Source organism: Shewanella sp. QJM3NY_23, assembly GCF_056173105.1.
In genome coordinates this window covers 3,620,749-3,646,414 of record NZ_CM149657.1, presented here as the reverse complement: position 1 = coordinate 3,646,414, position 25,666 = coordinate 3,620,749, and the positions used below count along the sequence as shown (strand labels likewise).

General features: G+C 42.8%; 20 protein-coding genes and 1 CRISPR repeat array (1 of these 21 cut by a window edge). Of the genes, 3 read left to right on the top strand and 17 right to left on the bottom strand.

What is annotated here, in order from left to right; all coding sequences use genetic code 11:
- Positions 1–4,598: direct repeats of the CRISPR family, unit length 28 nt; unit sequence TTTCTAAGCTGCCTGTGTGGCAGTGAAC (it extends 352 nt beyond the left edge of the window).
- Between the two features lie 146 nt (positions 4,599–4,744).
- From cas6f to AC0VXX_RS16070, 7 genes are all read right to left on the bottom strand, one after another.
- On the bottom strand, positions 4,745–5,401 hold the full coding sequence (gene cas6f, locus AC0VXX_RS16100) for a type I-F CRISPR-associated endoribonuclease Cas6/Csy4 (protein WP_475515085.1): 657 nt from the start codon (positions 5,399–5,401) through the stop codon (positions 4,745–4,747).
- 9 nt (positions 5,402–5,410) lie between these two features.
- Complete coding sequence (gene csy3 / locus AC0VXX_RS16095) at positions 5,411–6,406, bottom strand: type I-F CRISPR-associated protein Csy3 (RefSeq protein WP_475515084.1); 996 nt, start codon at positions 6,404–6,406, stop codon at positions 5,411–5,413.
- Positions 6,407–6,423: 17 nt separating this feature from the next.
- On the bottom strand, positions 6,424–7,440 hold the full coding sequence (gene csy2 / locus AC0VXX_RS16090; RefSeq protein ID WP_475515083.1) for a type I-F CRISPR-associated protein Csy2: 1,017 nt from the start codon (positions 7,438–7,440) through the stop codon (positions 6,424–6,426).
- Between the two features lies 1 nt (position 7,441).
- Positions 7,442–8,794 carry a type I-F CRISPR-associated protein Csy1 gene (gene csy1 / locus AC0VXX_RS16085; protein WP_475515082.1) on the bottom strand — a complete coding sequence of 451 codons (1,353 nt, stop codon included), beginning with the start codon at positions 8,792–8,794 and terminating at the stop codon, positions 7,442–7,444.
- Positions 8,775–12,194, bottom strand: a complete 3,420-nt coding sequence (gene cas3f / locus AC0VXX_RS16080; RefSeq protein WP_475515081.1) for a type I-F CRISPR-associated helicase Cas3f — start codon at positions 12,192–12,194, stop codon at positions 8,775–8,777. Before cas3f ends, csy1 begins: the two co-directional genes overlap by 20 nt.
- Entirely contained in the window at positions 12,191–13,168 is a 978-nt protein-coding gene (gene cas1f, locus AC0VXX_RS16075) for a type I-F CRISPR-associated endonuclease Cas1f (RefSeq protein ID WP_475515080.1), read from the bottom strand. The genes cas3f and cas1f overlap by 4 nt, the downstream gene beginning before the upstream one ends.
- Positions 13,169–13,296: 128 nt before the next feature.
- Positions 13,297–14,118: a BrxR family helix-turn-helix transcriptional regulator gene (locus AC0VXX_RS16070; protein WP_475515079.1), complete on the bottom strand. Its 822-nt coding sequence runs from the start codon at positions 14,116–14,118 to the stop codon at positions 13,297–13,299.
- A gap of 584 nt (positions 14,119–14,702) precedes the next feature.
- On the opposite strand from AC0VXX_RS16070, the gene AC0VXX_RS16065 reads away from it, so the two are divergent.
- Positions 14,703–14,999, top strand: a complete 297-nt coding sequence (locus AC0VXX_RS16065; protein WP_475515078.1) for a hypothetical protein — start codon at positions 14,703–14,705, stop codon at positions 14,997–14,999.
- Positions 15,000–15,451: 452 nt separating this feature from the next.
- On the opposite strand, the gene AC0VXX_RS16060 is transcribed toward AC0VXX_RS16065, so the two are convergent.
- The 7 genes from AC0VXX_RS16060 to AC0VXX_RS16030 form a co-directional block, all read right to left on the bottom strand.
- A complete protein-coding gene (locus AC0VXX_RS16060; protein WP_475515077.1) occupies positions 15,452–16,093 on the bottom strand; it encodes an HGGxSTG domain-containing protein in 642 nt (213 codons plus the stop codon).
- 312 nt (positions 16,094–16,405) lie between these two features.
- Positions 16,406–17,287 carry a YagK/YfjJ domain-containing protein gene (locus tag AC0VXX_RS16055; RefSeq protein ID WP_475515076.1) on the bottom strand — a complete coding sequence of 294 codons (882 nt, stop codon included), beginning with the start codon at positions 17,285–17,287 and terminating at the stop codon, positions 16,406–16,408.
- Between the two features lie 206 nt (positions 17,288–17,493).
- Positions 17,494–17,703, bottom strand: a complete 210-nt coding sequence (locus tag AC0VXX_RS16050; RefSeq protein ID WP_475515075.1) for a helix-turn-helix transcriptional regulator — start codon at positions 17,701–17,703, stop codon at positions 17,494–17,496.
- Positions 17,704–17,715: 12 nt separating this feature from the next.
- Complete coding sequence (locus tag AC0VXX_RS16045) at positions 17,716–17,937, bottom strand: helix-turn-helix transcriptional regulator (protein ID WP_119978588.1); 222 nt, start codon at positions 17,935–17,937, stop codon at positions 17,716–17,718.
- A 117-nt stretch (positions 17,938–18,054) separates the two neighbouring features.
- Positions 18,055–18,888 carry a hypothetical protein gene (locus tag AC0VXX_RS16040; RefSeq protein WP_475515074.1) on the bottom strand — a complete coding sequence of 278 codons (834 nt, stop codon included), beginning with the start codon at positions 18,886–18,888 and terminating at the stop codon, positions 18,055–18,057.
- 21 nt (positions 18,889–18,909) lie between these two features.
- Positions 18,910–20,175, bottom strand: a complete 1,266-nt coding sequence (locus tag AC0VXX_RS16035) for a tyrosine-type recombinase/integrase (protein ID WP_475515073.1) — start codon at positions 20,173–20,175, stop codon at positions 18,910–18,912.
- A gap of 179 nt (positions 20,176–20,354) precedes the next feature.
- On the bottom strand, positions 20,355–21,218 hold the full coding sequence (locus tag AC0VXX_RS16030; RefSeq protein WP_475515072.1) for a YicC/YloC family endoribonuclease: 864 nt from the start codon (positions 21,216–21,218) through the stop codon (positions 20,355–20,357).
- A 179-nt stretch (positions 21,219–21,397) separates the two neighbouring features.
- Between AC0VXX_RS16030 and rph the strand changes: the two genes are divergently transcribed.
- Together rph and pyrE are read left to right on the top strand one after the other, a co-directional pair.
- On the top strand, positions 21,398–22,111 hold the full coding sequence (gene rph / locus AC0VXX_RS16025; protein WP_028763040.1) for a ribonuclease PH: 714 nt from the start codon (positions 21,398–21,400) through the stop codon (positions 22,109–22,111).
- Between the two features lie 92 nt (positions 22,112–22,203).
- The gene (pyrE, locus tag AC0VXX_RS16020) at positions 22,204–22,845 is read left to right on the top strand and encodes an orotate phosphoribosyltransferase (protein WP_475515071.1); all 642 of its coding nucleotides are present in this window, start codon (positions 22,204–22,206) and stop codon (positions 22,843–22,845) included.
- Between the two features lie 172 nt (positions 22,846–23,017).
- Here the strand turns inward: pyrE and AC0VXX_RS16015 are convergent, their stop codons facing one another.
- The 3 genes from AC0VXX_RS16015 to slmA all read right to left on the bottom strand — a co-directional run bounded on the left by AC0VXX_RS16015 (position 23,018) and on the right by slmA (position 25,628).
- Positions 23,018–23,908 carry a hypothetical protein gene (locus tag AC0VXX_RS16015; protein ID WP_475515070.1) on the bottom strand — a complete coding sequence of 297 codons (891 nt, stop codon included), beginning with the start codon at positions 23,906–23,908 and terminating at the stop codon, positions 23,018–23,020.
- A 167-nt stretch (positions 23,909–24,075) separates the two neighbouring features.
- Positions 24,076–24,720 (bottom strand): GTP cyclohydrolase I FolE, encoded by a 645-nt coding sequence (gene folE, locus AC0VXX_RS16010; RefSeq protein ID WP_475515069.1) that lies wholly within the window; start codon positions 24,718–24,720, stop codon positions 24,076–24,078.
- 314 nt (positions 24,721–25,034) lie between these two features.
- Entirely contained in the window at positions 25,035–25,628 is a 594-nt protein-coding gene (gene slmA / locus AC0VXX_RS16005; protein ID WP_110457581.1) for a nucleoid occlusion factor SlmA, read from the bottom strand.
- Positions 25,629–25,666 lie beyond the last annotated feature (38 nt).

Genomic DNA, 25,666 nt, shown 5'->3' with positions numbered 1-25,666 from the left:
AATCAATTTTTCTAAGCTGCCTGTGCGGCAGTGAACGTAAGTTGTTTGCATTGAACGCAACGGCACAGTTTCTAAGCTGCCTGTGCGGCAGTGAACAGTGTTTATATCTCTTCCCTGTATACCGTTAGTTTCTAAGCCGCCTGTGCGGCAGTGAACTCAGTAGGATGCTGGGTATCACTCGCAGTAGTTTTCTAAGCTGCCTGTGCGGCAGTGAACACGCCAGCATAGTTAACGTGAATTTTGTCATATTTCTAAGCTGCCTGTGCGGCAGTGAACTCACCACATCGAGAGGCAACACGGCCTCTTAATTTCTAAGCTGCCTGTGCGGCAGTGAACGATAATTAATGGTGCGAAATTTACATTTTAACTTTCTAAGCTGCCTGTGCGGCAGTGAACTATAGATGAGCGCTCGCCGCCTTTATCCATCATTTCTAAGCTGCCTGTGCGGCAGTGAACATGCATCAGGCCCAGTTGCTCTGCTAACCCAATTTCTAAGCTGCCTGTGCGGCAGTGAACTAATCGCCCCGTCTATTTCGAGGGCCGATTAATTTCTAAGCTGCCTGTGCGGCAGTGAACCACTCCCAATCCATGCAACTGTTATATCTAATTTTCTAAGCTGCCTGTGCGGCAGTGAACTTGCTGATGCTGGTATCACTCATGATTTACAATTTCTAAGCTGCCTGTGCGGCAGTGAACTTACTGGTGGTAATGGATTGGAACCATCATCATTTCTAAGCTGCCTGTGCGGCAGTGAACAAGTGGTCACAAGCGCCGTTTTTTATTTCTCATTTCTAAGCTGCCTGTGCGGCAGTGAACAGTCGTTGAAGTCGCTAACGCCAGGTTGATTATTTCTAAGCTGCCTGTGCGGCAGTGAACTGTTATTAACTGCGGTGTTGGTGTTGACCGTTTTTCTAAGCTGCCTGTGCGGCAGTGAACCATGTGAAGATGATGGACTAACTCCGATTACATTTCTAAGCTGCCTGTGCGGCAGTGAACTTATTGTCATCAGTCAGTACCCCACCGATAGCTTTCTAAGCTGCCTGTGCGGCAGTGAACCTTGGCTCAATTGCTTTGTTATGAACGAGTCCTTTCTAAGCTGCCTGTGCGGCAGTGAACGATCATATGCTCAACGCAGTTGAGGGCGCAAATTTCTAAGCTGCCTGTGTGGCAGTGAACCACCCTCTCCTGATTCCTCTGCATTCACAGTATTTCTAAGCTGCCTGTGTGGCAGTGAACGAACATGCCTAGGAAGATTGATTGCATCTTGATTTCTAAGCTGCCTGTGTGGCAGTGAACTTTTTTTGTGGGGGGGGGCTTAGAATTGGATCTTTCTAAGCTGCCTGTGTGGCAGTGAACTCTACTGTTTTCACTAATAATCGTTATCGTTCTTTCTAAGCTGCCTGTGTGGCAGTGAACTCAAATCTAGCTACTAACACAAAAGCTTTTCTTTTCTAAGCTGCCTGTGTGGCAGTGAACTAAATCGCGCACTTTTTGCACCCGACCGAGCTTTTCTAAGCTGCCTGTGTGGCAGTGAACGGTATTCAGGACAAGGGCTCATTCTAGGGAGTTTTCTAAGCTGCCTGTGTGGCAGTGAACGGCATGGCTTGGGAGTGATAACTTTGTCAGTATTTCTAAGCTGCCTGTGTGGCAGTGAACGATCGGTATCCTCTTTATCCGATTCGTCTGGATTTCTAAGCTGCCTGTGTGGCAGTGAACTCATGTGAGGCTAATATAAATCTATAGGGGGGTTTCTAAGCTGCCTGTGTGGCAGTGAACTAGGGGGTTCACCTGAAAATTATCTCAGGAAATTTCTAAGCTGCCTGTGTGGCAGTGAACCCCATAAACAGCACTGGGTAAATATCGGCATTTTTCTAAGCTGCCTGTGTGGCAGTGAACAACTTATTCGATACGCCAAAATTTCACATCATTTTCTAAGCTGCCTGTGTGGCAGTGAACCGCGTCAAACAAGACGAATGAATCCATATCAATTTCTAAGCTGCCTGTGTGGCAGTGAACAAAGGGACAATTGAGAAAGCAATTAAGTTCATTTTCTAAGCTGCCTGTGTGGCAGTGAACCTGAATTCTCAAACGCATTAGATAAGAAATGATTTCTAAGCTGCCTGTGTGGCAGTGAACCTTCAAATGATTTTACAGTCAAAGCGCCAAGCTTTCTAAGCTGCCTGTGTGGCAGTGAACCCAGCTTGATGAGTGCCTAGATTTAAATTATCTTTCTAAGCTGCCTGTGTGGCAGTGAACGCGTTTTTACCAATCCAAGTTGTTTTGTTTCTTTTCTAAGCTGCCTGTGTGGCAGTGAACTGCATGGCTTGGGAGTGATAACTTTGTCAGTATTTCTAAGCTGCCTGTGTGGCAGTGAACCAAAATAAAACCACCGCTATCGAATGATGGGCTTTCTAAGCTGCCTGTGTGGCAGTGAACATTTAGACGAGGTGTCTGTAATTCAGTACGACTTTCTAAGCTGCCTGTGTGGCAGTGAACCTCTGTTTCTGGCTCTTTTGAATCATCAGTTATTTCTAAGCTGCCTGTGTGGCAGTGAACAGTGTGTTTAGCCCTGCAGACGTCTTGTCAACTTTCTAAGCTGCCTGTGTGGCAGTGAACCTCTGTTTCTGGCTCTTTTGAATCATCAGTTATTTCTAAGCTGCCTGTGTGGCAGTGAACTTTACGTTAATACCTTCGCTAATGTTTTGGCATTTCTAAGCTGCCTGTGTGGCAGTGAACAGTGTGTTTAGCCCTGCAGACGTCTTGTCAACTTTCTAAGCTGCCTGTGTGGCAGTGAACTGGGTATTGCCTTAGTAAATTATTGCTTAACCTTTCTAAGCTGCCTGTGTGGCAGTGAACCTAAGACTGGAGAGTTCAAGGGTGGTATTGATTTTCTAAGCTGCCTGTGTGGCAGTGAACTTTGGCCCCCATTTCATTTGCCAAGTAACCAATTTCTAAGCTGCCTGTGTGGCAGTGAACGAGCTTGAGGCGGCGGGGTACACTATCCCAGTTTTCTAAGCTGCCTGTGTGGCAGTGAACATCTTTTCAAACGATACTGGTCTGAAGGTGTTTTTCTAAGCTGCCTGTGTGGCAGTGAACGAACAGAACGGCACCTACCTACTAGATAATTGTTTCTAAGCTGCCTGTGTGGCAGTGAACACGATTTAGCCTCGTCTTTATCTTTCTTTGCTTTTCTAAGCTGCCTGTGTGGCAGTGAACCAGCCACCCCGTAACCATAAAGATTATTTTAGTTTCTAAGCTGCCTGTGTGGCAGTGAACGAACTGTTGTCTTTGGTGTTGAAATCATTCCTTTTCTAAGCTGCCTGTGTGGCAGTGAACGTTATCCCGCTGGATTGCTATTTTCTCTTTCGTTTCTAAGCTGCCTGTGTGGCAGTGAACTACGTTGAACAGCTTGATACCACGATCTTAGATTTCTAAGCTGCCTGTGTGGCAGTGAACTTAATCTGAGTTCGGTCCAAAAAATCGACCTATTTCTAAGCTGCCTGTGTGGCAGTGAACATTTGACCGTGATAAAGTTTCCGTTATCTATATTTCTAAGCTGCCTGTGTGGCAGTGAACGACGGAATTTAATCACTTCGCCTTTGTTTCGTTTTCTAAGCTGCCTGTGTGGCAGTGAACATAGAGCCAACCATCAAAGTAAGTGCCATTAATTTCTAAGCTGCCTGTGTGGCAGTGAACCACGCATAATTCCCTTGAGTATCTCGCCTATCTTTCTAAGCTGCCTGTGTGGCAGTGAACAACAATCGTCATTCTGATTGTTTTGTGGTTAATTTCTAAGCTGCCTGTGTGGCAGTGAACTGATGACATCACACAGAATGGTCTAAATGTTATTTCTAAGCTGCCTGTGTGGCAGTGAACGAAAGTTACAAAGTCGGTTGTGTCACCGGTGCTTTCTAAGCTGCCTGTGTGGCAGTGAACCAGAAAGAAAAAGAAAGTAAATTTACCATTGGTTTTCTAAGCTGCCTGTGTGGCAGTGAACGGCTTATTAATCCAATTATGAAGTCTGCTGTTTTTCTAAGCTGCCTGTGTGGCAGTGAACCCAATAATGTGACATGTAACAAAAAACATTAATTTCTAAGCTGCCTGTGTGGCAGTGAACTATTATTTATATTATTTGTCCCCCACTTATACTTTCTAAGCTGCCTGTGTGGCAGTGAACTCTTTAGAACTTAAAGACCTCGGTCTTTTTCACTTTCTAAGCTGCCTGTGTGGCAGTGAACATTGAAATGAATAATGAAATATTTAATCCGCTTTTCTAAGCTGCCTGTGTGGCAGTGAACAGTCACCTTTGCGGATCAACTCGGGACGTAACTTTCTAAGCTGCCTGTGTGGCAGTGAACTCGTACCGCTTAACAATCGCGTCGTCTTGGTCTTTCTAAGCTGCCTGTGTGGCAGTGAACTTACCACCACTGCGGTGCGCGGGTCGCCGCTGTTTCTAAGCTGCCTGTGTGGCAGTGAACTCCACGCTCGACAGGAACGGCGTAACGCTTTTTTTCTAAGCTGCCTGTGTGGCAGTGAACTTGTACGCCGCAGGATACAACAGCGCGCAGGCTTTCTAAGCTGCCTGTGTGGCAGTGAACAATAGACTATCAGTATAAAAATAAGTTACAACAAGTCGTTAGGTTAAAAACTTCAATTTAACCTTATAAAAAACGACCCGTTGTAACTTGCTGTTTTTATATTATATTTTTAAAGAGCAAAAAATTATGGTTATTTGGGATAAAAATCAACCTTCAAACCAAGGCACTGCAGATTGATGTTCATCTGAGCGTCGACTTAATCCATGACAAGTAAATAACCATGAGCTATCACTCGGTTTTATGGTCTTTTGACATTCAATAAACAATAAAAACTTTTTATGTTCAGCAGGGCTTAGCGCTTTATCTGTAGATAAACTACGTAAGTTAATAAAGGGTAATGTTGATTGCTGCTCAAGGTTATCTATTGACGCTAACAAACGTGTTTTTACTTCAGTAATGTCAAAGCCGTTTTTAGTGGCTATGGCTGCCGCTCGCAAATCAACATTTTTACGTAGCTTATCCGGCGATTTAAACTGTTTACGCTTAAAATAAACAAATTCATTCACATCGTTTGGCACTGCTTTTAGTGCTTTTATGTGCACATAATCCGCAAGACGCCCTAACCATTGATTAACGCTTAAATTTGTCAGCTCCTGCTCGCTCTTAGCAAACAGCCTTAATTTATCGCCTAGCGGAAAGTCCTTACTGCCGTATTTAGGGAAAGATAATCCTATAGCTGAATCTTTCTCACTGACTTTGTTTTCTACCAACATAAGGTGAATTTGTTGATACACTTTATGCCACAAGAAACCAAGATTCGTTTCGGCGTCTGGTAGTAAAGTGATGTCGAGGTAGTAGTTCATGCTTACTCCTTATTCGCCAAAAACACCACCGCGAATCAACATAGCCATAATGTAATGTTGTTGCTCGAGGTCTGGCTCTTTGCCTTTTAGCATCCAGCCATCAAGCAGCTTATAGAAGTCCATACTTTCTTTTGGCTGACGGTATGCTGCACCACGATTTGTAACCGAACCATAAGGTTCTACTGCTATTGCTCCAATTTCACCCGCTTCAGAATGCCATGTATCAATGGTACGTAATGCATTTCCTATTTTTTGTGAATGCATTGCTGCTTGGCCATCTAATTGATATAAAAACTTACTCTTATCGCCTTTGCCCCCACCCATTACTAATTCTTGTGACGGGTATACGGCTTGTCCTTGCCCTAGCTGACTATAAGCTTCTACTTTAATCAACGCGTGATCTTCGGTCAGCCCTAGCTGAATAATTTTTGCTAATTCATCTACTTGTTGGTTTTCTTCAAAATCACGAAGGCTAAATTCATAACTATTAAAGGTAAATTGCTTTCTATTTTCTTTATTGCCCGCAGTAACAACCACTTTAACCGCTTCAGCACCTACACGGTTACGCCATAAAAAACGTCCATTGGCAATGTTATGTGCATAACGTTTCGCTAACTCTTTAAATTCTGTTGAAATTTGGTATTGCTTTACTTTTTCAGCTAGTGCACTTTGATATGCAGGATCATTGCAGGTCGAAGGAACATGTAAGTTGTTTAACACGCGTAGGGTAAAGACTAACTTTAATGTATCTGCACTGTGAGGTAATGCCGCAACATCAACCGTTTGTAAGTTCGCTTTTGATACTTCGGCATCCAGCTTAGCCGGATCATTTGCTACAGCAGCTTTAAGACGGTTTGAAATAGTACCACGTACTGCTTTTTCGCCCACTAAAATAGGCTGCCATGTGTTTTCATCAATATTCCCTGCGAACATCAGGGCATCAGATGGGATTAGTTTTGCTTCAAAAGCTAATACTGAAGGGGTTTTTAGTTTTACGTCTGCCATGATTAAATCTCCATTTTTTATAAAAAGTCAGGGTCAAATACAGTATCACTGGTTTGTAATTCTGTATCTGGTTCTAAAATCGTTGTTATGTTTGATGCTGTTTTGGCAAGATACCAAGGGTGTTGATGGGTATAACGCCATACGCCAGTATTAATCTCTTTTAGTCGGTGTACACTTTGCCACTCGCCAACGCTATATGCAGTTTCGGCAAATGCGACTGGTACGTTTTTATCGCGCACATTATCGACTTCACCGGCTGAATACAGTTCTGAAATAGCGAAATAACCTGCCGCTATGGGCACTAAATAACCTGCATTGGGTTTTGCAACATAGTCCCACGTGGCTTTTATTTTTGTGCTTTCGTCGCTGTCTGGCTCTGGCTCCGCTTGAGCATTATCACAATGTTGATTTTCAAGTGCCGTGGCTTGGAATTTTAATTTGGCAAAATCGCACCACGCATCAAATAAGCTTGCATTTGGTTGCTTAGCTTGTAGTGCTGAAAAATGCGCTTCAAGGTAGTCACTTCTATCTAGCAACACAAAGCCCGGCATTAAGCGGCGCAAGGCTTGTTGTTGTGACGGCTCGTCATTTAACAGTTCACACGATTCAAAATCAGTTATCTGTCCACCGGCTAGGCGCATAGTAGGAATTGAATTATTTAACTCTTCTTGCAATAGCTGCTGTGTCGTTTGATCGCCTGCAACTAAACCTTCCACTTCAATCAATAAAGAGATTTGCATATTCATGCGACCTTCCTCATTAATAGGGGCTGTAGTACCTTGTTGAGTAAGTGGGTTACGCGTTAAAGCGAAAACGTAATCTCCCCATCCTTTAGGCTGGCGAGCATGGACGTTATTTTTATGACTGATCACTGCTACACCACCAAACTTCACTTGAAGGTTTTCTGGTAGTTTTCGCGATAGCGCATGAGCAAAACCTAAAAAATTAGTGATAGCTGGAAAACCATAAGTTAAGCCTGCAATCGCGTTAGCATTTTGCACGGTAAGTTTTTTAAGCAGAATATATTGCTGCATATTATTGTTCCCCCAACTTTGGCGTATGGCGCTCAAAGGCTTTTAATTCGTGTAAACACAGCTTTTTGAAGTATTGTTGTTCAACATCTCCCAATAAATAGTGCTGTTTATTTTCAAGTTTGCGCAACAGCCAAAGTGAAAAGTCGTTGGCAATAACGGCTAGCCAATCGTTCTTTTCGCGCTCAGTTTGAAAAGCAGCGCTAGGGTTATTTACATCTAGCCAAAGTGCGTGTTCTCGCTTCATTTGGCATTCATCATTATTTGCCCACCCCGCGTGTTCGGTTAAGCTTTGAATTTGCACTGCATAATTAAACAAGCTGTCGAGTAAAGGCTGAACAAAGCCATAATCACGTTTATAACGCGTTTTAAAGTTTCTATCTTGCTCAGTAAGCCCGATTAAAAAGGCTTTAAACTCACGAATAAGCTTTGACGTTTTAAAACCAAATTCACGATTGAATATCGATGCACTGGTTAACGGTGGTTTACTCTGTGCTTGGTAGGTTGGCGGCGCGCAATTGAGCAAAAAACATTTCCCCCCCCTTTCACTTTTACTATTTAAAAGAGAGATGTTTTGAGGCTGCGAGCCGCCAAAAATTTGCACTGCAGTTGCTGGAAAGCTCTCATCCAACGCTTGATGGAAATTCCCTTTTCTTCGCGCTTCTCGTATATCTTTAGACTCGCCAAAACGCGTTTTAGTAACCTGTTTGTGTAACTCATGAGCAAGTGACGATGAAAACAGCGGGCACAATAGATGATACTTTTCAGCGCCATCTAAATTAACAGGATAATAAAGCTGTTTTGTCAGGGTATGCCCTGAGCGCTTTTCATCACCTAACGCTTTTTCAAAGCCAGACTGCCACTCGGCAAGTAGCGCAGTGTCATCGGTAAAGGCCTTTAAAGCATCAACATGCTTATTTTGTAACTGATCAATTAAACTTTTGCCGTTGGCAGTTATTTTTAAAAACTTGGCAACATCAAGTAAAGCTGCATTACAAACTGCATCTATTTCTTTAGACTGCAAACTAGCCGTCGTGACATACCCTGAGTTTTGTTGCTCTGTGGCAGTCACCAGAATACTACTAGCTTTAGCGTCACTGTGGGTAAACTTTGCGGCATGTGTCGCTAAACTTATTTGCTTTGCTCGCTTAGCAGCATCCGTTAACCAATCAACAGGCTTAAATGCCGCTTCAATCGGCGCTGCTGCTTCATGGTATTGCGACTTAGCCATACTGATTTCGGTAGCGTCGTCACTTTTTTCTAGCACCTTATCGCGCGCTTTTTGTAGCGGCTCTAATTTAGTTATTTTGCGTTGCTCGATATAATCGGCAATCGCCTCACTTAAGGTCAGTTCCATTGGTTTTCCTTATTTTTTGTTGTTCATAAACACCTAATTGCGGGTGCCATGACCATGTGATTAGTTGCTCTTTTTTTTCTGCTCTTAAATTTATTTCGCCTAATTGCTGACTGGCTTTTTGTTGGTTGCAATTCAGTGCTTCTGCAAAGTGTTGATAAATATCTGTTGGAGTCTCTTCAAACCACCAATAACAGCCCTTTGCTAAAGTAATGTCGTCATTATTAAAACGACTGTTTTTTGGTGTATAGCTGTAGGGCTTTTGCGTAGCATCTAACTGACTCCACGTGAGCTGCTCATCTTCATTAATGCGTAAAACAAACGCTTCTTGCATCTGAGATTTTCGGAACTCTGTTTGGCTAATAAACTCAGCATTCCAACCAGCATGTGCCGCGGTGCTGTCGCTCCACCATATATCGGCTTCTTTATAATTTCGGTAGAATTCTTTTTTAAATTTCCCACCGTCCATTGCTTCTAAATGAAAACGCAATGCACGATGCTCTTGTACCATAAATTGGCTCGTTGCTTTTGCAGCACCATATTTTTCAACCACTTCAAAATCACCTAGGGTGAATTTAGGTTCTATGATCCGAGATATCGCTGAAATATGAGTTAGCTCGTTTGTGACTAATTCATTTAGGTTGTGCTCTGCTAATGGCAGTGCTTTACTTTCAAATCCTGGTTTGCAATAAGCAGGGGTTTCGTTTTTTAACGCGCGGATATTTTTATTCAATACCCGAAGGTTACTGGTTTTTGGTACTTGCTGGCGGTGCCTCTGTACTCGCCCCGCTAACTGAATAATGGAACGCATCGAGCTAGGCTCGGCTATCGCCCAGTCGTAATCATGATCGCGCCCAACTTCAACTACGGATGTACCGAGCACAACAAAAATATGGTTGTTAACTGAGCTATTTTGTATAGCTTGTCGTATTTCTGGCTGTTGCCATAGTTGCTGTTCATCGTGGCGATTGAGTGCTTTATCTAAACGACTTTCTTTAAATGAACGCAATGCCAAAGGAAACTGCGAATGATAAACACAAAAGTGAATATGATGATCTGCTTGAGGCGCCGTACTAGTTAAACATTTAGCCACCTCGATCATTGGGTTAATATTGGCCATACGTACCACACCTAATGAGACTTTTTTACCCGATGAGTGAATAACATGGTGGGCATTATGTAGTTGATGTATGTGTTCATAAATAGTGTGAGCGGTACAGAAATACTCGCAAGGAACAGAATGATTATCTGCGCGCTCTGATGCTAAAGGCTCTATATTGATGATTTCACCTTTACGTAATATTTTTTGCTCACTGGCGAGTATTTCTACGCGCTTTTCAACAAACTTTTTGTGTGTTGTGATGAAGCTTTCTTTGTTTGCGATTTCGATGGTTTGGCTTTTAAATTCATCAAACCATGCACACCAAATAGGTAGCTCTTTATTTTGAGGAAATTGTGCTTGATTGAAGTGCTGACGCCCTGATTGGTAAGCATTAAATAACGCTTTTATTAATGAAGGCGGTAGCGTGGCTGAGGAAAGTAACACCCGCGAACCAAGCATTCCAGCCCAATTAACTAAGCGGCATAATGCAGGCAAGTCTTCTAAACCAAAATCGTCAGGTTCATCCAACACTAAATCAGATGTGAGTAAACGTAACATTGGGGCTATTTGTTTTCCGCCTCGTTTGCTCTCTGTTGCTGGCATGAGGTGGTCAATGGTGCTCACTAACACAGGCGCACTAATTAGCTGTTCTAACTTAGGGCTAGCGCTAAGCCAATGCTTTAAACGGCCATCGTATATTTGACCGTCATAACTAACAAATAGTTGATCAAATAACTCATCGGCTGATTCACTTCCAGAGTTTACTTTTTCCGGCTCTTTATTAAGCTGGTGTAATGTTTTAACCGCTTGAGAGCCGATTAATACTGCTAACTCGTCATCGCCGAGTTTCAATAAATCACGGTAAGCATCCCCTGTTTGTAGGGTAAGGGTACGTAAGCCGAGTGCAACTGAAAATCGACAACCTTCTCTTTCATCTGACAAACCATACATAACGCGGGCATTAGCAATTGTTTTACCACAGCCCGTTGATGCCATATTTACACCAAAAAAACCTTGTTTTTCAGTCGATTTTGAAATTGCCTTTGCATGAGAAAACGCCTTATCCTGCCAACGATATTTATCATGTTCGGCATGCTTACTAAATAATTTATGTTGTGCTATTACGGGCAGCGTATATTTTAGCGCAGGTAGATTTTGTGCAAAGTGCTGTGCATTAGCTGCAACACCAATATTATGTTCATCAAGCTGTTGCTTGGGCTTATGACTTGTTTGCTTTGCGTTTTGTCTATCCGTATTGGCTATCGCTTTGTATTTTTTATCTCGCCATACTATTTTTGACTTTTCAATTGGCAATGAGGAATAGTAGTGATCAGCAAGCATTAGCGACAATCTCGCCATGTGGCTGACAAAGCGTTGCTCAAACCACTGTATTTCGCCAGTAAACAATAAAGGCGTATTTAAAGCTCGCTTTGCTAAACGGCTCGCTTTATGTTGCCAAGGTTTACTGACAAAGGGCGTACCTTGCGTAAATAGCCAGTTTTGTGAAATGGTTTTGGCGCTGTATTTATCAAGGTCAAGAGCATTGGGCGAATTCCAATGACAATCAAAGCAATGAGACAACCACTTATCAATATCTTTAATTTGGACTGCACCACCATTGGCCATAGGTAGTCGATGATGCGATACAATTAACCAGCCAACTAACTTTGCAAAAGGAGCAAGGTCGTCAAATGCACCTTGATTGCCTTTACCATCAACAAACAACTTTCTGAGCACGTATTTTTCTACTTCAACACCTTGACTATTTTCAAAAATACTAACTAATTGATTTAACCATTCATTATCTGTTTTACCCTTTGTGAACGCTTCAAATAGACGCAGTGATACCCATTCATGGCGATAAGGCTCTCCTTTTGATTCAGTTAAACCTTTTAACTTTTGTTGAAATAAATCATTGGCTTTACCAAAGTCATGAAATAACCCTGCAATACTTGAGGCCAAAACCACTATTTCATTTAAATACCAGCCTTGCTCCCATTCTTTATGATCTAAGTTAAGAGAGGTTCTATTCACTGGCACTACACCTTGTTCATTAAATTTCAATCTATTCCCTACCACCCACAATAACTGACTACGTGAACGACTTCTGATCCAATGGCAACTCACAGCTGTGCTGCGGCTGGCTGTTTTGCGTAGCATTTTTTTAACGGTGAGCAAACCATCTTCTGTTATAAGAGTCTGCCAAGTGTTGTCGCCGATGCGGTTGGCGAAAGCATCGAGTACGCGTCGTGTTTTTTTGAGCGAGTTTTTTTCGCACTGACTGACAAAGGTGACCATCATAGGTTTAGTGCCTCAACGTCTTCATTTGAATAGTTTTGTAAGGCAATTTGTTTAACCGTATCGAACATAAAGTCGAGGGCTTTGTGGTCGGTAAAGGCTTGCAATACTTGTTGGCGAAATTCTTGCTCGGTGGCATTTTCTTTGGCGCAGATAAACGCCCATGGCAACACTAGTGCATCTTTAATTAAATCGGCCACATCAAACACTAAGGCGCCGCGTCTGGTTTTGCCGTGCATTACAGCGAAACCATGGGGTATACCAAGTACCCATAAGCAACTTGCGGCAAGGCCATAAGCTAAGTAGTTGCCATGATTTAAGAAATCGTTGGCCTTATCTTGAGATTGGTGTTGTCTGGTAAAGTTGGCAAACTCAGTGTTGTTGGCGGCGTACTTATAAAGTACCTTGGTCAGTTGCGCCTCTGTCAGGAGTAAGTCCGATTGTTTTTCGGCGGCGTCGGTGCGGCTATGGAATGTGGCAAGTGCGCTTTGTATTACCGGACTCGTAAAGTCGAATCCTTCACCTTTTAAGTCGCGATCTCTTTGCCATACTTTTTCAATAAACTCGATACGCTGTTGCTGAAATATTTTGGCGACACTTAGGCGTTTTTCATCGTCAAACCAAAATTGCAGCCAACCATGAAGATATTCGGTAGGACGATATTCACTTTGCGGGGTAAACCATTCTACCTCACAAGCCATATACAGTGGGGTTCCTCCACCACCACAAAATCCAACTAAAACGCCTGCTTGAGCGAGCATCCGCATGGCGGCTTGGGTGATTGATGTGCCGTTTCCTAAAAGTAATACAGTGGTGTTAGCGATGGGGATATTGAAGTAAAGATTCTCTTTTTTCGCTTCGGTAAGATAAAGTACACGACCGTCTTTTTGCATCACACGGCAATATTCTAGGTAATACATATTGGCGCGTTTCGAATGCAATATTGTTTTTAAATCTGTCGGGCTAAAGTCGTCCATGTGGTTCTCCATCAGCTAGGCGCTATACACTTTATTGCTAACTGATGAAGGCTGAAAGACTGTTAATAAACACAGGTAAATTCAGTTGACATTCAGTAAGCTAAAACATGGGTAAATCAGATGAAGTCTTAAAAAACCCAAGGTTTAATGTCATCTGTATTTACCAAAATCCATTGTTGTGCTTCGGGAGTACCGTCTAGCATTTTTATATTCACTCGCATCTCTTGTAGGAGATAGTTGGCTAAGGCGGCACGAGTGTTAATGATCAATTGACCATTGACTAGTTGATAATCGTTGGCCAATACACTTTGCTGTAGTGGCGATAAGCGAAGATCGGGTTTAAGAATAATATCTATCTTGGTTTGCCAGGCTTGGTCTTGATTAATCGAATACTCAGAGCTCCCCAGCAGTTCGGTTTGATCACGAAATCGGCTTAATACGAGATCGCGAAACCCTTGAGATTTTTCACAATAGCCTCTGACATGCCATCTAAAGCCTGAATTAACGAAGGTGTGAGGATGGAAAATTCGGCCATCATTTTCAGGATGAGATAGAGAGACGTAAGCGGCCTCGACACTTTTACCTTGAGTTATTGCCTGAACGAGCGTCCGAACAGCGCTAACGGAAACAGTACGAGGTGGGATAGTTAAATGGGCAACATGTATCGGTTTTGCTTCTGTGGTCATTATCTGTCCCGTCGACCACCAGTTTAAGAACTGCCCCACATCACCAGAAATATAGTGGGCTTTAAAGCAAGGAGAAGGCACATACCCTTGTGCATTTTTGATGAGATTATTGGGATATTGCTCACTATACTGTTTGAGATCACTGTATGCCTGCTGACGACTAATACTCAGCTCAGTGACTAGCTGTTTGTTGGTTATCGAACCTTGCCACCAGGCAAGCAACTCGAGTAATAAAAAGCGTTCATGGGACAAATCCTTTGCCATTGACATCTTCCTCAACAAAATTGACTTTTATAATCAAGATAACCCAAACAATAGTCAATAAATTATACACTTAACTGTGATGAGCTGTACACTTTGAATCGCCACTACTTCACTATAAAAAGGATTTACCTTTTAAAATTTGTATGGTGGCTAGAACCAGTAATTCAGCAGGTTCACAATTAGCGGGTTTAATGGGTAGGCCTATTGGCAGGCACTTGATTAACCCTGTACAAGCTAATTTTGGCATTGCTACGCTCAAGAAAAGCGCGGGCCACACTTAAGCCTGTTATCGCTAACCTAAAAACTTACTGGCCATGGTGCGGCAAAGGGGAGTGCATCGTTAACAACTTTGCGGCTAGCCCTTATGAGACTAAATTCTACACCACAACTAGCAAGGCCAGCACAGACTAAGCAGCCGCTATCAAACTGATATCAAAGGGCTTTGAATGGCTTTCAGATAAGAAAATGGCGCGCAGGCTGATGGTGGACAAGATTTACTTTGAGCTTATAATAGCCGCCATTGCATACATGAAAAGTGAGCAGTCTTAATGGATATAACAGCGATAGGCCCGATAGAAACAATAATGGTTAGATTTAATAATTTTGATGAATCTGATGATCCATTCGGGCAAAGCTATTTTGACGTGTTAGAGGATAGCGATGTCACCTTAAAGGCTTTAATCGCTAACGTAGACGGTCAAGATGATGCTTACGATAGAACTATCGAGGGTGATATAGCCTCACCTTGGGGGCTTGCTTACGCGCTAGAGGGCTTGGGTTACGAGGTGTTACCAAGTAGCGACGATCTAGCCGCTATGGCTGATCCAGATGGTGAAGAGGATGTAAGATTGATAGATGATGATATCGTAGTCTTATACTAAGAAAGAGGGCCGCAACTAGCGGCCTTTTTCTTACCTTGCTGGTGGCCCTTGCCTACCTATAAAAAATAGCCTCTTCACCAACGATACAAGCTTTTGATGTGTTACGAGCAACGTTTTACTGTGAAGGCGGACGTAAAATGGTGGGTAATGGCTATGACCAGTGGGGGCGAAGCATTTCCCTTAATGACAAAGAGCTGGTTATCAAACGTTAGATAGCGAAAAAAACCGATGAAGCTCTGCTCCCTAACTACAATCCCAACAATGACGCAGATATGGATGATTGGGCTGATGTCCATAACCCCAATAATGATGCTTACTTGGGCGATGATTAACCAGTAAGTATTTAATTAATCTTAAGTTAAGTTTCTTAAAAAGGTGTGGCATTGCTACACCTTTTTTATCCTGGTACTACCGAAATCGAATCTTAGTACTTTAGTTTAAATATCTTTGTCTCATCCTTTTAGCCCCTTAAAATATTCCTTAAGTGCTTTTTGCTCTGGACTTGGGTATACCCTAGGGGAATAAAAACATCCTTTTTTACGTGTTGTATTATCCTGTATTTGCATTATTTTTTCTTTCTCTGCCTGTGAGCCAAACTCTCTGTTGTAAAAAGGTGTAGGGTAAATTGGGGTGTATACATGAAATTGTAAATGCTGGCTTGCTGTGTCTTTGTAGTAATGATCAAGTGCTGATTGAATAAGAAGTAGAGCATCTGAGCCTTCATATTTGGCAATGTAGTACTTGCACATTTCTAACTCAACTCGATACTGGCTGACAATGTCAATAATCTTATTATCAAGTTGATTTGATTTCAGGCTACATAGCTCAATTAAACTTAAGTAAGCAGTGAGTGCCATTTTAAGGTCTGTCTTCTTGATTTTCATATAAAATCGATTATCAAAGAACCAAACAAAGTGATTGAGCAGTGCATTAACTCGCACGGCTAGTTTTCCCTCTTTGGTTTTTGCACCTGTCGAGCGTCCTCCATGTAATTTGCATCGCCCATTAACCTTGTTGCCAAAGCGTTGACATGGTTTTCCACTTCTAGTTTTAGCCCCGCATTTAGGCAGGTTTGCTAAGTTAAATTTAGCCATAATCGCTCCTTATTTTTTGGATCACTTCATTAGTTGTTGTTCGATATTTTTCGGTTCATGGGCTTTGTTTTGCATTTCTGCCAATCGACTTAAAGTTAAAGCATGCAAGAGATCCACTGCTCCCCCTGAAGCACTAGCTTGAGGTTGTTTTAGTTTGTTTTTGATTTATTAAATGAAGCCCGGTAAGTGGATCACTATTGAGACTATTCGTATATAAATTTTCCGGTTTAAGGAGTGCTGCACTGGCGAAAAACAACCATTGATATAGATCCATTACGTGTTAGTGATCCACTACCATTGAGAGGCGTTAAATCAACCTGAGAGTAAATTTTTTGTTTCCTTATATTGATAAATTCTTGGATGATTTTTTGTTAAGTGATTTAAGCTGGTTGTCCTTGAGCTTATACATTCTTCGAGTTGTAACGCGTGGGACTGGATGTTGAACCAACTATATTTTGCAGATTTATGTGTTTTGGTGCAGTGAGAACCTTTAGAAGCCTGAGCTGCTTGAAATGACTGCTGATGTTGTTTCTTAGCGAAGGTAATCTTGGGATCAACCAGCATGAAGTCAGTCGTAGGGTCAAAGGTTTTGGCTGCTTGTAGCTTATTGCTTATAAAGCCTTTAGCTTCACCGTTCAGCTCTTTAGTGTGTTCCTTAGCTAAATAGCTTGAACGGTAAATAGCATGTTTTAGAGAGGCTTTGTTGCCTCTAAATACAATGCAGTATGGATTGTCGACTTTTGCCACAGTACCGCCAGAGTGCTTTTCCCACATTGCTTTAATGAGTGATTGCAAGCGTTCTGAGTGCTTAATCTTATGTGCACTGAGCATGAGGGCAAGATGGTAGTGTTCGCGATCAGAAGTGTTTTGCTCTCTGGCGCAATGATAAATAACTTTGCTTTTGTATTGGTTGGTTAAGGTTGTTGTTAGTTGTTTTAAGAATCGCTTGATTGCTTGGTTATCTGCTGAGTAGTGCTTTGGATGGAGATCGATTCTAACAACGAATACTCGGCTGTAATGGCTAAGCATAATTTCGTAATCAGAGATGATGGTGTTGACTACTTTGCTTTTAAAGCATTTATGTTGAGGCTTGAAAATACTGTAAGCATGGTTCTTGTAGGCAAACAAGATGGAGTTGTGCTTGGCTATAAAGAATGGCTTACGGTGTTTAGTTTTACATTTATTCTTAGGCATTGTCATTTTCTAGTTGTTTGACATGTGTTTAGTTTGCTGGGGATATATTATTTAATATCCGCCGTAATACATTGTCGGTTTGAGACTGAATTATGCTGTACGTAAGGGGTTGACGGCTTTTTAGCTTGTTATGCAGTGTGTTATTCATGATTCAAAGTGTGTCATCGCCCTTGATAAAAAAAGCAGGGCTAAACCTGCTTTATTGGTTACTTGTTAGAGAGCCACTGATCAATATCCTTAAACCGCCAAAATGAGCGACCGCTCTGAATTAGTACTGGTGGAGGAAACTGTCCAGACTTGATCCACCGACCTAAGGTTGAACGACTTATCCCCAAAAGTCTTTGCAGCTCTGGTTTTTTCACTAGTCGATTCTCGTCTAAGTACTGTGCTAGGTAGTCTTTTGTAATGTGGGTCATTTTAACTAACCCTTAATTGATAGATTGACGAGAGGCGACCCATTCATTGAGCTCAGATAGTAACCAACCTACAGAGGTACTTTGCGGATAGAGTTGTCTACGTTTCGGAAATAACCCTTTACGTTCAAGTGACCATGCAGTGGTTCTTGAAATAGCAGTGATGGTTTTACGTTCTGCCTCACGAACTATGCGGTCCGGTGCAGTGGTTTTTGATGTATTAGCTGATGTGGTCATGGGTCACTCCCGTTTAAGTTTGTTCGGGAGTGATTTTGGCTTGTTACTCAGTAAAGCAAAGTCGCCCTACTGAGCAGAGGTATCTAAAAAATTAGTTAATTATATGTTTTTAATCATTTAAATATTTAAATGCTTTTTGATTCGCTGGGGTTTAAATGCTGTTTTTAACTCAACGATGATTCTTTCCAAACTCGGTTTTGGGGTAGGGATAGCGTTTTTTGGTTGTTTCATTGGTTTAAGCCATTTCATGATTGAGTTGTATTCAGGGGTGCGATTAGTGAACTGCAACAAGGCTGGAATGGTCTTGTTATTACCTTGGATTGAAAAATCAGCCAATCTTTTTTGAATGGCCTCCGCCAGCATTTTTTTGGGTGCGGCACATAAATTTTCATCTTGGTAAATATGGCGAGCCATTTCATTGACTAAGGTTTTAACGTTTTCTGATTTTTGCGCTTTCGACTTGCCACCGCTTTGTGGTTTAGTCACGCTAGTATTATAACCAGAGTTGGTATATCTATCAGTGAGAGCGAAAGAGTCATTGCTACCTGTGGAATAACCAACCATGGTAGCTGTCTCTATCAGCTGATCCACGATTTTATAGATTGGTTCATTTTTAGGTGTGTTTGGTAGTAGGCCTAATAACTGTTTGGCTTGATACATGAAGATATCTGAATTTTCAATCACAAGGCAGAGCTGGGAAGGCTTCTCCTTAGTACTGAACTCGGCATATAAATCGTTATTTTTAGCTTTTATAGATCTAGCTCGCTCATTAATTAGCTTGATTTTCTCAAGACCAGGAGCTTCCTTTTGGCTGGCTTCTTCAAAGCAGCCGTTACTAATATCATTCTTCGTAATTCCCAAAAGTTGAAGTTGTTCAGGCACCATTTCAGGCAAGATCATTTTACTGATGTCATTGATTCGGAATTTTTTATCTGTTTCTGGAAGACTCATTTAGCAACCTTTAATAAAAATTTATGCGTTTTTCATTGGAAGAAAAGGTATTACATTTTCTTGATTGTCGATTATTGGACTGAGTAGGTGGGCTAATTTATTTAATGCCTCTTTACGCTCCTGTAGATAGTCATGTTGATTGTAAACTCCTTCAATGCCTCTTAGTTTGTGATTAAGGCAGCGCTCAGCAATATGAGGGAGTACTTTTAATTCAGCTAACAAACTGCGACAGGTTCGACGTAAGTCATGCACGGTGAAATGCTCGATGCCAGCTTGTCCTAGTAAGTTGTCATAGGGTTGTTTGTGACTATCAACCTTTTTCCCGAAGAGCTTTGCCAAGGCATGGTTAAGTGTATCGCTGGAGATATGACCATGACGTTTACTTGTGCGGCGCGATGGAAACACAAACTCGGAACCACCAGCTCGTGCATGAAGTTCTTGAAACCAGTCGATAGTTGGAGCTGGTAGAGGGATAGTTATCGCTACACCAGTTTTACTTCGCTCTTTTGGCATATGCCAAAGCTGCTTTTCAAAATCAAACTCACTCCATTTGGCAGCAATCAGTTCTCCTTTACGTACCCCTAGAGCAAGCAATAGAGCGACTGCTAGATAGTTGTCTCTGGTAAAGATTTGACTGTTATCTCTTAATACTTTGAAAAGGCTAACAAGCTCAGGCAATTTTAGAGCTCTATCTCTGCTCTTTTCGACTCCACCAGCATCGATGGGTTTAAATGGTGTAGCAGGATTACCAGCTATGAGGTCTAACTTACAGGCATGATTGAAGAGCTGTTTACAGCACAGTAGGGTCTTGTTGGAAACCGTTGGGCGGTTACTGGTAGCGACTTTATGAATGATAGCTCTGATATCTCGTGCATTTACATCAGCAATCCGCAATTGACCGATAGTCGGCTTAATATCTTTCGTGTACATGCGCATTGGAATTTCGGGATGTTTCAAGCGAGCACTAATGGTTTGGTACCAATCGTCAAATAGATCATTAACGGTAACAATCGTTTCCTCTTGTTGACGCTCTCGTTCAGCCAGGACATCGACACCTTGTTTGACTAGTAACTTGACCTTTGCAGCTTCCGCTCTAGCCTCAACTAGTGGCATGGCCGGATAAATGCCACCTTCTAACATCATAGAGCGTCGCTTACCGTTAATGCTGTATCGGACCTCCCAATATGCGACGCCCTCAGTTTGTACTCTGATATACAATCCATCCCCAATAGCTTTACGCCCCAGCTCTTTGCTTTTTAAAAAAGATTTTATCTGCTTATCATTCATTGGCTTAAGTCCAAATTGGTGACTAACTTATTTTAAAGTGGTGACTAATCAATTTAGTCACCACTTTAGTCCCACTTTTTATCAAACAATAGCAAACAATGACGAACCTGTAAAAACAAAAAATCCGTAATAACCTGTGTTATAACGGATTTTCTTACTTGCTGGTACAGTCTAAAACATCATTCCACGTTTTGGATCTGCTCGCGCATCTGCTCGATGAGTACTTTGAGCTCGACGGCTGCGGCGGTGACCTCGCTGCTGATAGATTTAGAGGCGAGGGTGTTAGATTCGCGGTTAAATTCTTGCATCATGAAGTCGAGTCTGCGGCCCTGAGCGCCGCCTTTTTTGAGGATGCGACGCGTCTCGGCTACGTGGGCGTCGAGCCGGTCCATCTCTTCGGCGACGTCCATTTTCTGGGCGAGGAGTACCATTTCTTGTTCTATACGAGCTGGATCGAGCTCGCCCTGAATTTCGCTTAAACGATTGGTGATTTTATCGCGCTGCCATTGCATAACGCTTGGCATGTGTTCACGCACGATAGCGACTTGTTCGACAATTTGATCAAGGCGAGTCTGTAGCATGGTGTTGATTGCATCGCCTTCACGACCGCGTGCTTCGATAAACTGTGCAACGGCATCATCGAATGCAACTAATAACTCTTTACTGATAGCGTCCATATCTTGCTCGCTACCCGACATCACGCCTGGCCAACGTAGTACGTCGACGACGTTGATTTCGCCTTGACCGGCCTCTTGCTTTACCCAGTTAGCGGCTTGAATAATTTGCGCTGCTAAGGCTTGGTTAAGTTGCAAGTCGCTGTCTTTATTTTCACCTAGGTCATAGCGTAGATTAACTTCGATTTTACCGCGATTTAAACGTTTGCGCAGACGGTCTCTTAGCACAGGCTCTAGGCTGCGAAGTTGCTCTGGTAGGCGTAGGTAGGTTTCTAGATAACGCTGATTAACCGAGCGGATCTCCCAAGAGGCGGTGCCCCATTGTGCTTTGTGCTCGATGCGAGCGTAGGCTGTCATGCTTTGGATCATGGTTATTCCAATAGTTTAAATCGATAAAGTTAGCCTCGATTATAGTCCGATGACCTCATGGGTTAAAGTAAACTCTGTCTGTTTCGGGTTTTGGTCGTGAATATCATGGCATCCGTCGTCTCAAGCCCCTATAATATGCAGCCAATTTAGCTTTTCATATTTCAAAACAGGAATTTCCTATGCGCCCAAGTGACAGAACGCCCGCTCAATCTCGTCCAGTAACTATTACTCGACAGTTTACCGCTCACGCAGAAGGTTCTGTTTTGGTTGAATTTGGTGAAACCAAAGTACTTTGTACAGCCAGCTTCACCGAAGGCGTGCCGCGTTTTCTAAAAGGCCAAGGCCAAGGTTGGGTAACGGCTGAATACGGTATGTTGCCACGTTCTACTCATAGCCGTATGGATCGTGAAGCGGCCCGTGGTAAGCAATCTGGTCGTACGCAGGAGATCCAGCGTCTTATTGGTCGCGCACTACGTGCTGCGGTTGATATGAAAGCACTTGGCGAGAACACCATAGTTATCGATTGTGACGTGATTCAGGCCGATGGTGGCACGCGTACCGCTGCTATCACTGGTGCATGTGTGGCATTGGTTGACGCGCTGAACTGGGCTCGTGGTAAAGGGATCATTAAGAGCAATCCGCTTAAGTTCCTTATCGCAGCGGTTAGCGTGGGCATCTATAAAGGTGAGCCAATTTGTGACCTTGAATATATCGAAGATAGTGCCGCTGAAACCGACATGAACGTGGTAATGACCGAAACGGGCAAGATCATTGAGATCCAAGGCACCGCAGAAGGCGAGCCGTTTAGCCACGAAGAGTTGCTCAGTCTACTTGAACTGGCCAAGCACGGTATTCGTGAAATCGTCGATGTGCAGAAAGCCGCATTGAGCTAAATCATTCGTTTGTTATTAGGGCCCCGAAGGGGTCCTTTTTTTGAGTAAAATTTTACACATTATACGTTACCCTACATTTTTAAGGAGAGATTGTGAAAGCCTATCAACGTGAGTTTATTGAGTTTGCCCTTGAGCGTCAGGTATTACGATTTGGCGAATTTACGTTAAAGTCAGGCCGCACTAGCCCTTACTTTTTTAATGCGGGCCTTTTTAACACAGGCCGTGATTTAGCGCGTCTTGGACGTTTTTATGCATCGGCGCTGATGGATGCTGGCATCGAATATGATCTGCTGTTTGGCCCTGCATACAAAGGCATCCCGATTGCCACGACAACTGCGGTAGCACTTTGTGATCATCATAATGTCGATATGCCGTATTGCTTTAACCGCAAAGAGAAAAAAGATCACGGCGAAGGTGGGTCGTTAGTGGGCAGTGAGCTGACGGGCAAGGTGATGTTGGTCGATGATGTGATCACAGCAGGTACAGCGATCCGTGAGTCGATGGATATTATTCAGGCTCATGATGCTAGCTTAGCGGGCGTCTTGATTGCGCTCGATCGCCAAGAAAAAGGCAAGGGTGAGTTGTCGGCGATTCAAGAAGTGGAACGTGACTATGGCTGCGCGGTGATCGCGATTATTAAGCTTGCTGACTTAGTTGATTATTTAAGTGAAAAGCCAGGCATGGAAACCGAGTTGGCCGCGGTGAGTGCTTATCGCGCCCAGTACGGGATTTAAGCGATAACGTAAAGAGTTAGTGCGCTCGAGAGCTCAGGTTAAAGCTGTATGTTAGCTCTCGGTTAAAAAAGGCAAAATCTTAATATAAGATTTTGCTTTTTGTTTTTTTTACTCTCTAGTAAACGGTTGCTGCATTTTGCTTTTCATCATTACCGCATTCTATGGATTAATCTTAATTGCAAACGGTGCTTACAGTGCAACGGATATTATCATCACAGACCATCTCGGTGGGTTCACAAGTTTGGCTACCTGAGAAACTAATGGGGACACCGAGGGACGCCCCAAGCTGGATCAATGATGGCAGATATATCTTGGTAGCTGATTGCATTAAGTTTTTAAACTGATGTGTACTTTGTGGAATAGGCGTCCCATCAGCAAAAACTGAAGCGCCATCGTAAGTGATTTTAACCTCGAAATTAGTCCCTATTTTGACCAAAGAAATATTTACTCTAGATAATGTACCATCAGGAAATTTAACATAAAAAGTATTACTACTTGGCAGGATATGACTAAATGGGCCGATTGAAAGGTTTAAGTTTCTGGCTTGAATTTCGAGGAGAGATAAAGTTCTGTTAATCGTTGTTTGGCTGTTTAAATATTGATTGATGTAGTCAGCAATAGTTACAGTCACTGCGGGGTTCATTACTAGATCTGCAGCGCTTGGGATAATAAAATCATCTGGTAACTCTTCTGCAGAGTTATAAAGGTTTTCCCCGTTGGGTCCCAGCTGGATTATTGCATTTTCATAGGCTCTTTCTAACTCTATAGTTGCGGCCGTTTTAGGTTGTAGCTCAGATACATTGAATATTCTCGGAATATTAGTATTTGGATGTTCTTCTCCTTCACGTTGAATAATTTTGAATTCATTAACCGTTCGGTTGATATAATTAAAAACAAATACCCTGTCATTATTATTAAGCATAGGAATTTGAGTTGCGGCTAACCCTTGCTGGGCGACACCACAATCATTACAGGTGGTATAGGTTATCCTTGCGTAAGCATTAGACATAGTAATAAAGCTACTTAGTAATATGAAACTAAGCATAGTGAAGACGTGTTTCATATTTATATCTTCCTTGACTAGGGTATAAATCCTTAATTATAGATAACCCGCATTGCATGATATTTGAGCAGTAATTTTTGAAAACTAAGATAGTCGATTAGTGAAGTCAAGTTTTTTGTTAATTAAATGTTGCGGCCGAGGCCGCAGCATGAGTAGTTTGATAAGCTTTATTGATGTAGAAATTCGGCGCGGGTGGCTGGGTTAGATTTAAAAATACCGCCCAGTGCCGTAGTGGTGGTGGAGCTGGTGGAGTCCATTACACCACGTGACTTAACGCAGTAGTGCACCGCGTCCATCTTTACTGCCACATCTTGGGTCTCAAGTAGCGTTTGCAGTGCTACGAGTACCTGCTGGGTTAGGCGTTCTTGCACTTGGGGGCGCTGAGCAAAGAAGCGTACGATACGGTTGATTTTCGATAAGCCAATAATGTTTTTGCGTGGTAGATAGGCCACGGTCGCGACGCCGTCTATGGTCACTAAGTGATGCTCGCAGGTACTGGTGAGGCTGATATCCTTCACCTTAACCATCTCATCAAACCCCATCTTATTTTCGATAACAGTGATCTTGGGGAAGTTAGCATAGTCGAGACCAGAGAAAATCTCGTCAACATACATCTTGGCAATGCGTTTTGGGGTGTCGACTAAGCTGTCGTCACGTAAATCCAGAGACATTAAGGTTAAGATCTCACGCATATGGTGTTCTATCTTTTCTTTGCGCTTATTGGCGCTGAGTCCACAAGGTACCATAGGGGTCTCTAACCCCCGCGCTAATAATGCGGTTTGCACCTGTTGTGCTGCTTCACTTAATGCCATTGGATCCTCCACCATATTGATAGTGGTTAGTTCAATTGCGGTAAATTATCAATAATATGAATATTTTGCCGCTTCAAAGTAATGATTATAGATCGCCTATCTAGGTAAAGGCTAATAGGCGGGCAAGGAGAATACCCTGAATGACGGCCAATTTATACCCAGAAAACGTAGGGGAATAACAAAAAAGCCGATGTTGATAATCGGCTTTTTAATTCGGAGCTGAAGGATGAAGCGGATTGAACCATCAAATGCTTAGGTGATAGACATGCTACAGCGGCATGGGATGTTGCTAACCGCTATCAGCTTTGTCTCGGTTAACTTTGTAGTAATTGCAGCTGAATAAAGTTCCACTGTTCGACAAAATGTGTGGTGGGTTTTTGCTTAAAGTCGCTGCGAACAAACTGGGCGATACGGCCTTCAGCAACGGCTAATAACAAGTTAGCCAAAATGGCTTCGTCTAACTGAAAGCCTTTGCCTTCGCGCAGGGTCTTTTCGCGTAAAATCTGTTTTAAGTGGGTTTCGACTTTTGAAAATATTTGGCTGGTGCGGCTGCGTAGACGCTCATTTTCGCCAAGCAGTGCATCGCCATTGAGTACGCGTGAGATGCCAGGGTTACGCTCGGCGAAGACCAGTAGCAGCTGCAGTAATAGCTGGCAGCGCTTCATGGTGTCTTTTTCATCGTCCATGATCAGATTGATGCGCGACAATAATGACTCTTCAATAAAGTCGATAAGCCCTTCAAACATTCTGGCTTTACTGGGAAAGTGACGATACAGCGCCGCTTCTGACACGCCCACTTCTGCGGCGAGTTTAGCCGTGGTGATACGTTGGCCCGGGCTGGTTTCTAACATGGTGGCGAGGCATTGCAGAATGTGTTCACGACGATTGATTTTAGGGCTTGCAGCCATTTAAGTTTCCTTTACTCAATTACTACAGGAGCCGATGG

What these genes read in the sequence shown, in the direction of transcription:
- cas6f (WP_475515085.1), bottom strand. Translation starts at nt 5,401, where the DNA reads ATGAACTACTACCTCGACATCACTTTACTACCAGACGCCGAAACGAAT.
- csy3 (WP_475515084.1), bottom strand. Translation starts at nt 6,406, where the DNA reads ATGGCAGACGTAAAACTAAAAACCCCTTCAGTATTAGCTTTTGAAGCA.
- csy2 (WP_475515083.1), bottom strand. Translation starts at nt 7,440, where the DNA reads ATGCAGCAATATATTCTGCTTAAAAAACTTACCGTGCAAAATGCTAAC.
- csy1 (WP_475515082.1), bottom strand. Translation starts at nt 8,794, where the DNA reads ATGGAACTGACCTTAAGTGAGGCGATTGCCGATTATATCGAGCAACGC.
- cas3f (WP_475515081.1), bottom strand. Translation starts at nt 12,194, where the DNA reads ATGATGGTCACCTTTGTCAGTCAGTGCGAAAAAAACTCGCTCAAAAAA.
- cas1f (WP_475515080.1), bottom strand. Translation starts at nt 13,168, where the DNA reads ATGGACGACTTTAGCCCGACAGATTTAAAAACAATATTGCATTCGAAA.
- AC0VXX_RS16070 (WP_475515079.1), bottom strand. Translation starts at nt 14,118, where the DNA reads ATGGCAAAGGATTTGTCCCATGAACGCTTTTTATTACTCGAGTTGCTT.
- AC0VXX_RS16065 (WP_475515078.1), top strand. Translation starts at nt 14,703, where the DNA reads ATGGTTAGATTTAATAATTTTGATGAATCTGATGATCCATTCGGGCAA.
- AC0VXX_RS16060 (WP_475515077.1), bottom strand. Translation starts at nt 16,093, where the DNA reads ATGGCTAAATTTAACTTAGCAAACCTGCCTAAATGCGGGGCTAAAACT.
- AC0VXX_RS16055 (WP_475515076.1), bottom strand. Translation starts at nt 17,287, where the DNA reads ATGCCTAAGAATAAATGTAAAACTAAACACCGTAAGCCATTCTTTATA.
- AC0VXX_RS16050 (WP_475515075.1), bottom strand. Translation starts at nt 17,703, where the DNA reads ATGACCCACATTACAAAAGACTACCTAGCACAGTACTTAGACGAGAAT.
- AC0VXX_RS16045 (WP_119978588.1), bottom strand. Translation starts at nt 17,937, where the DNA reads ATGACCACATCAGCTAATACATCAAAAACCACTGCACCGGACCGCATA.
- AC0VXX_RS16040 (WP_475515074.1), bottom strand. Translation starts at nt 18,888, where the DNA reads ATGAGTCTTCCAGAAACAGATAAAAAATTCCGAATCAATGACATCAGT.
- AC0VXX_RS16035 (WP_475515073.1), bottom strand. Translation starts at nt 20,175, where the DNA reads ATGAATGATAAGCAGATAAAATCTTTTTTAAAAAGCAAAGAGCTGGGG.
- AC0VXX_RS16030 (WP_475515072.1), bottom strand. Translation starts at nt 21,218, where the DNA reads ATGATCCAAAGCATGACAGCCTACGCTCGCATCGAGCACAAAGCACAA.
- rph (WP_028763040.1), top strand. Translation starts at nt 21,398, where the DNA reads ATGCGCCCAAGTGACAGAACGCCCGCTCAATCTCGTCCAGTAACTATT.
- AC0VXX_RS16015 (WP_475515070.1), bottom strand. Translation starts at nt 23,908, where the DNA reads ATGAAACACGTCTTCACTATGCTTAGTTTCATATTACTAAGTAGCTTT.
- folE (WP_475515069.1), bottom strand. Translation starts at nt 24,720, where the DNA reads ATGGCATTAAGTGAAGCAGCACAACAGGTGCAAACCGCATTATTAGCG.
- slmA (WP_110457581.1), bottom strand. Translation starts at nt 25,628, where the DNA reads ATGGCTGCAAGCCCTAAAATCAATCGTCGTGAACACATTCTGCAATGC.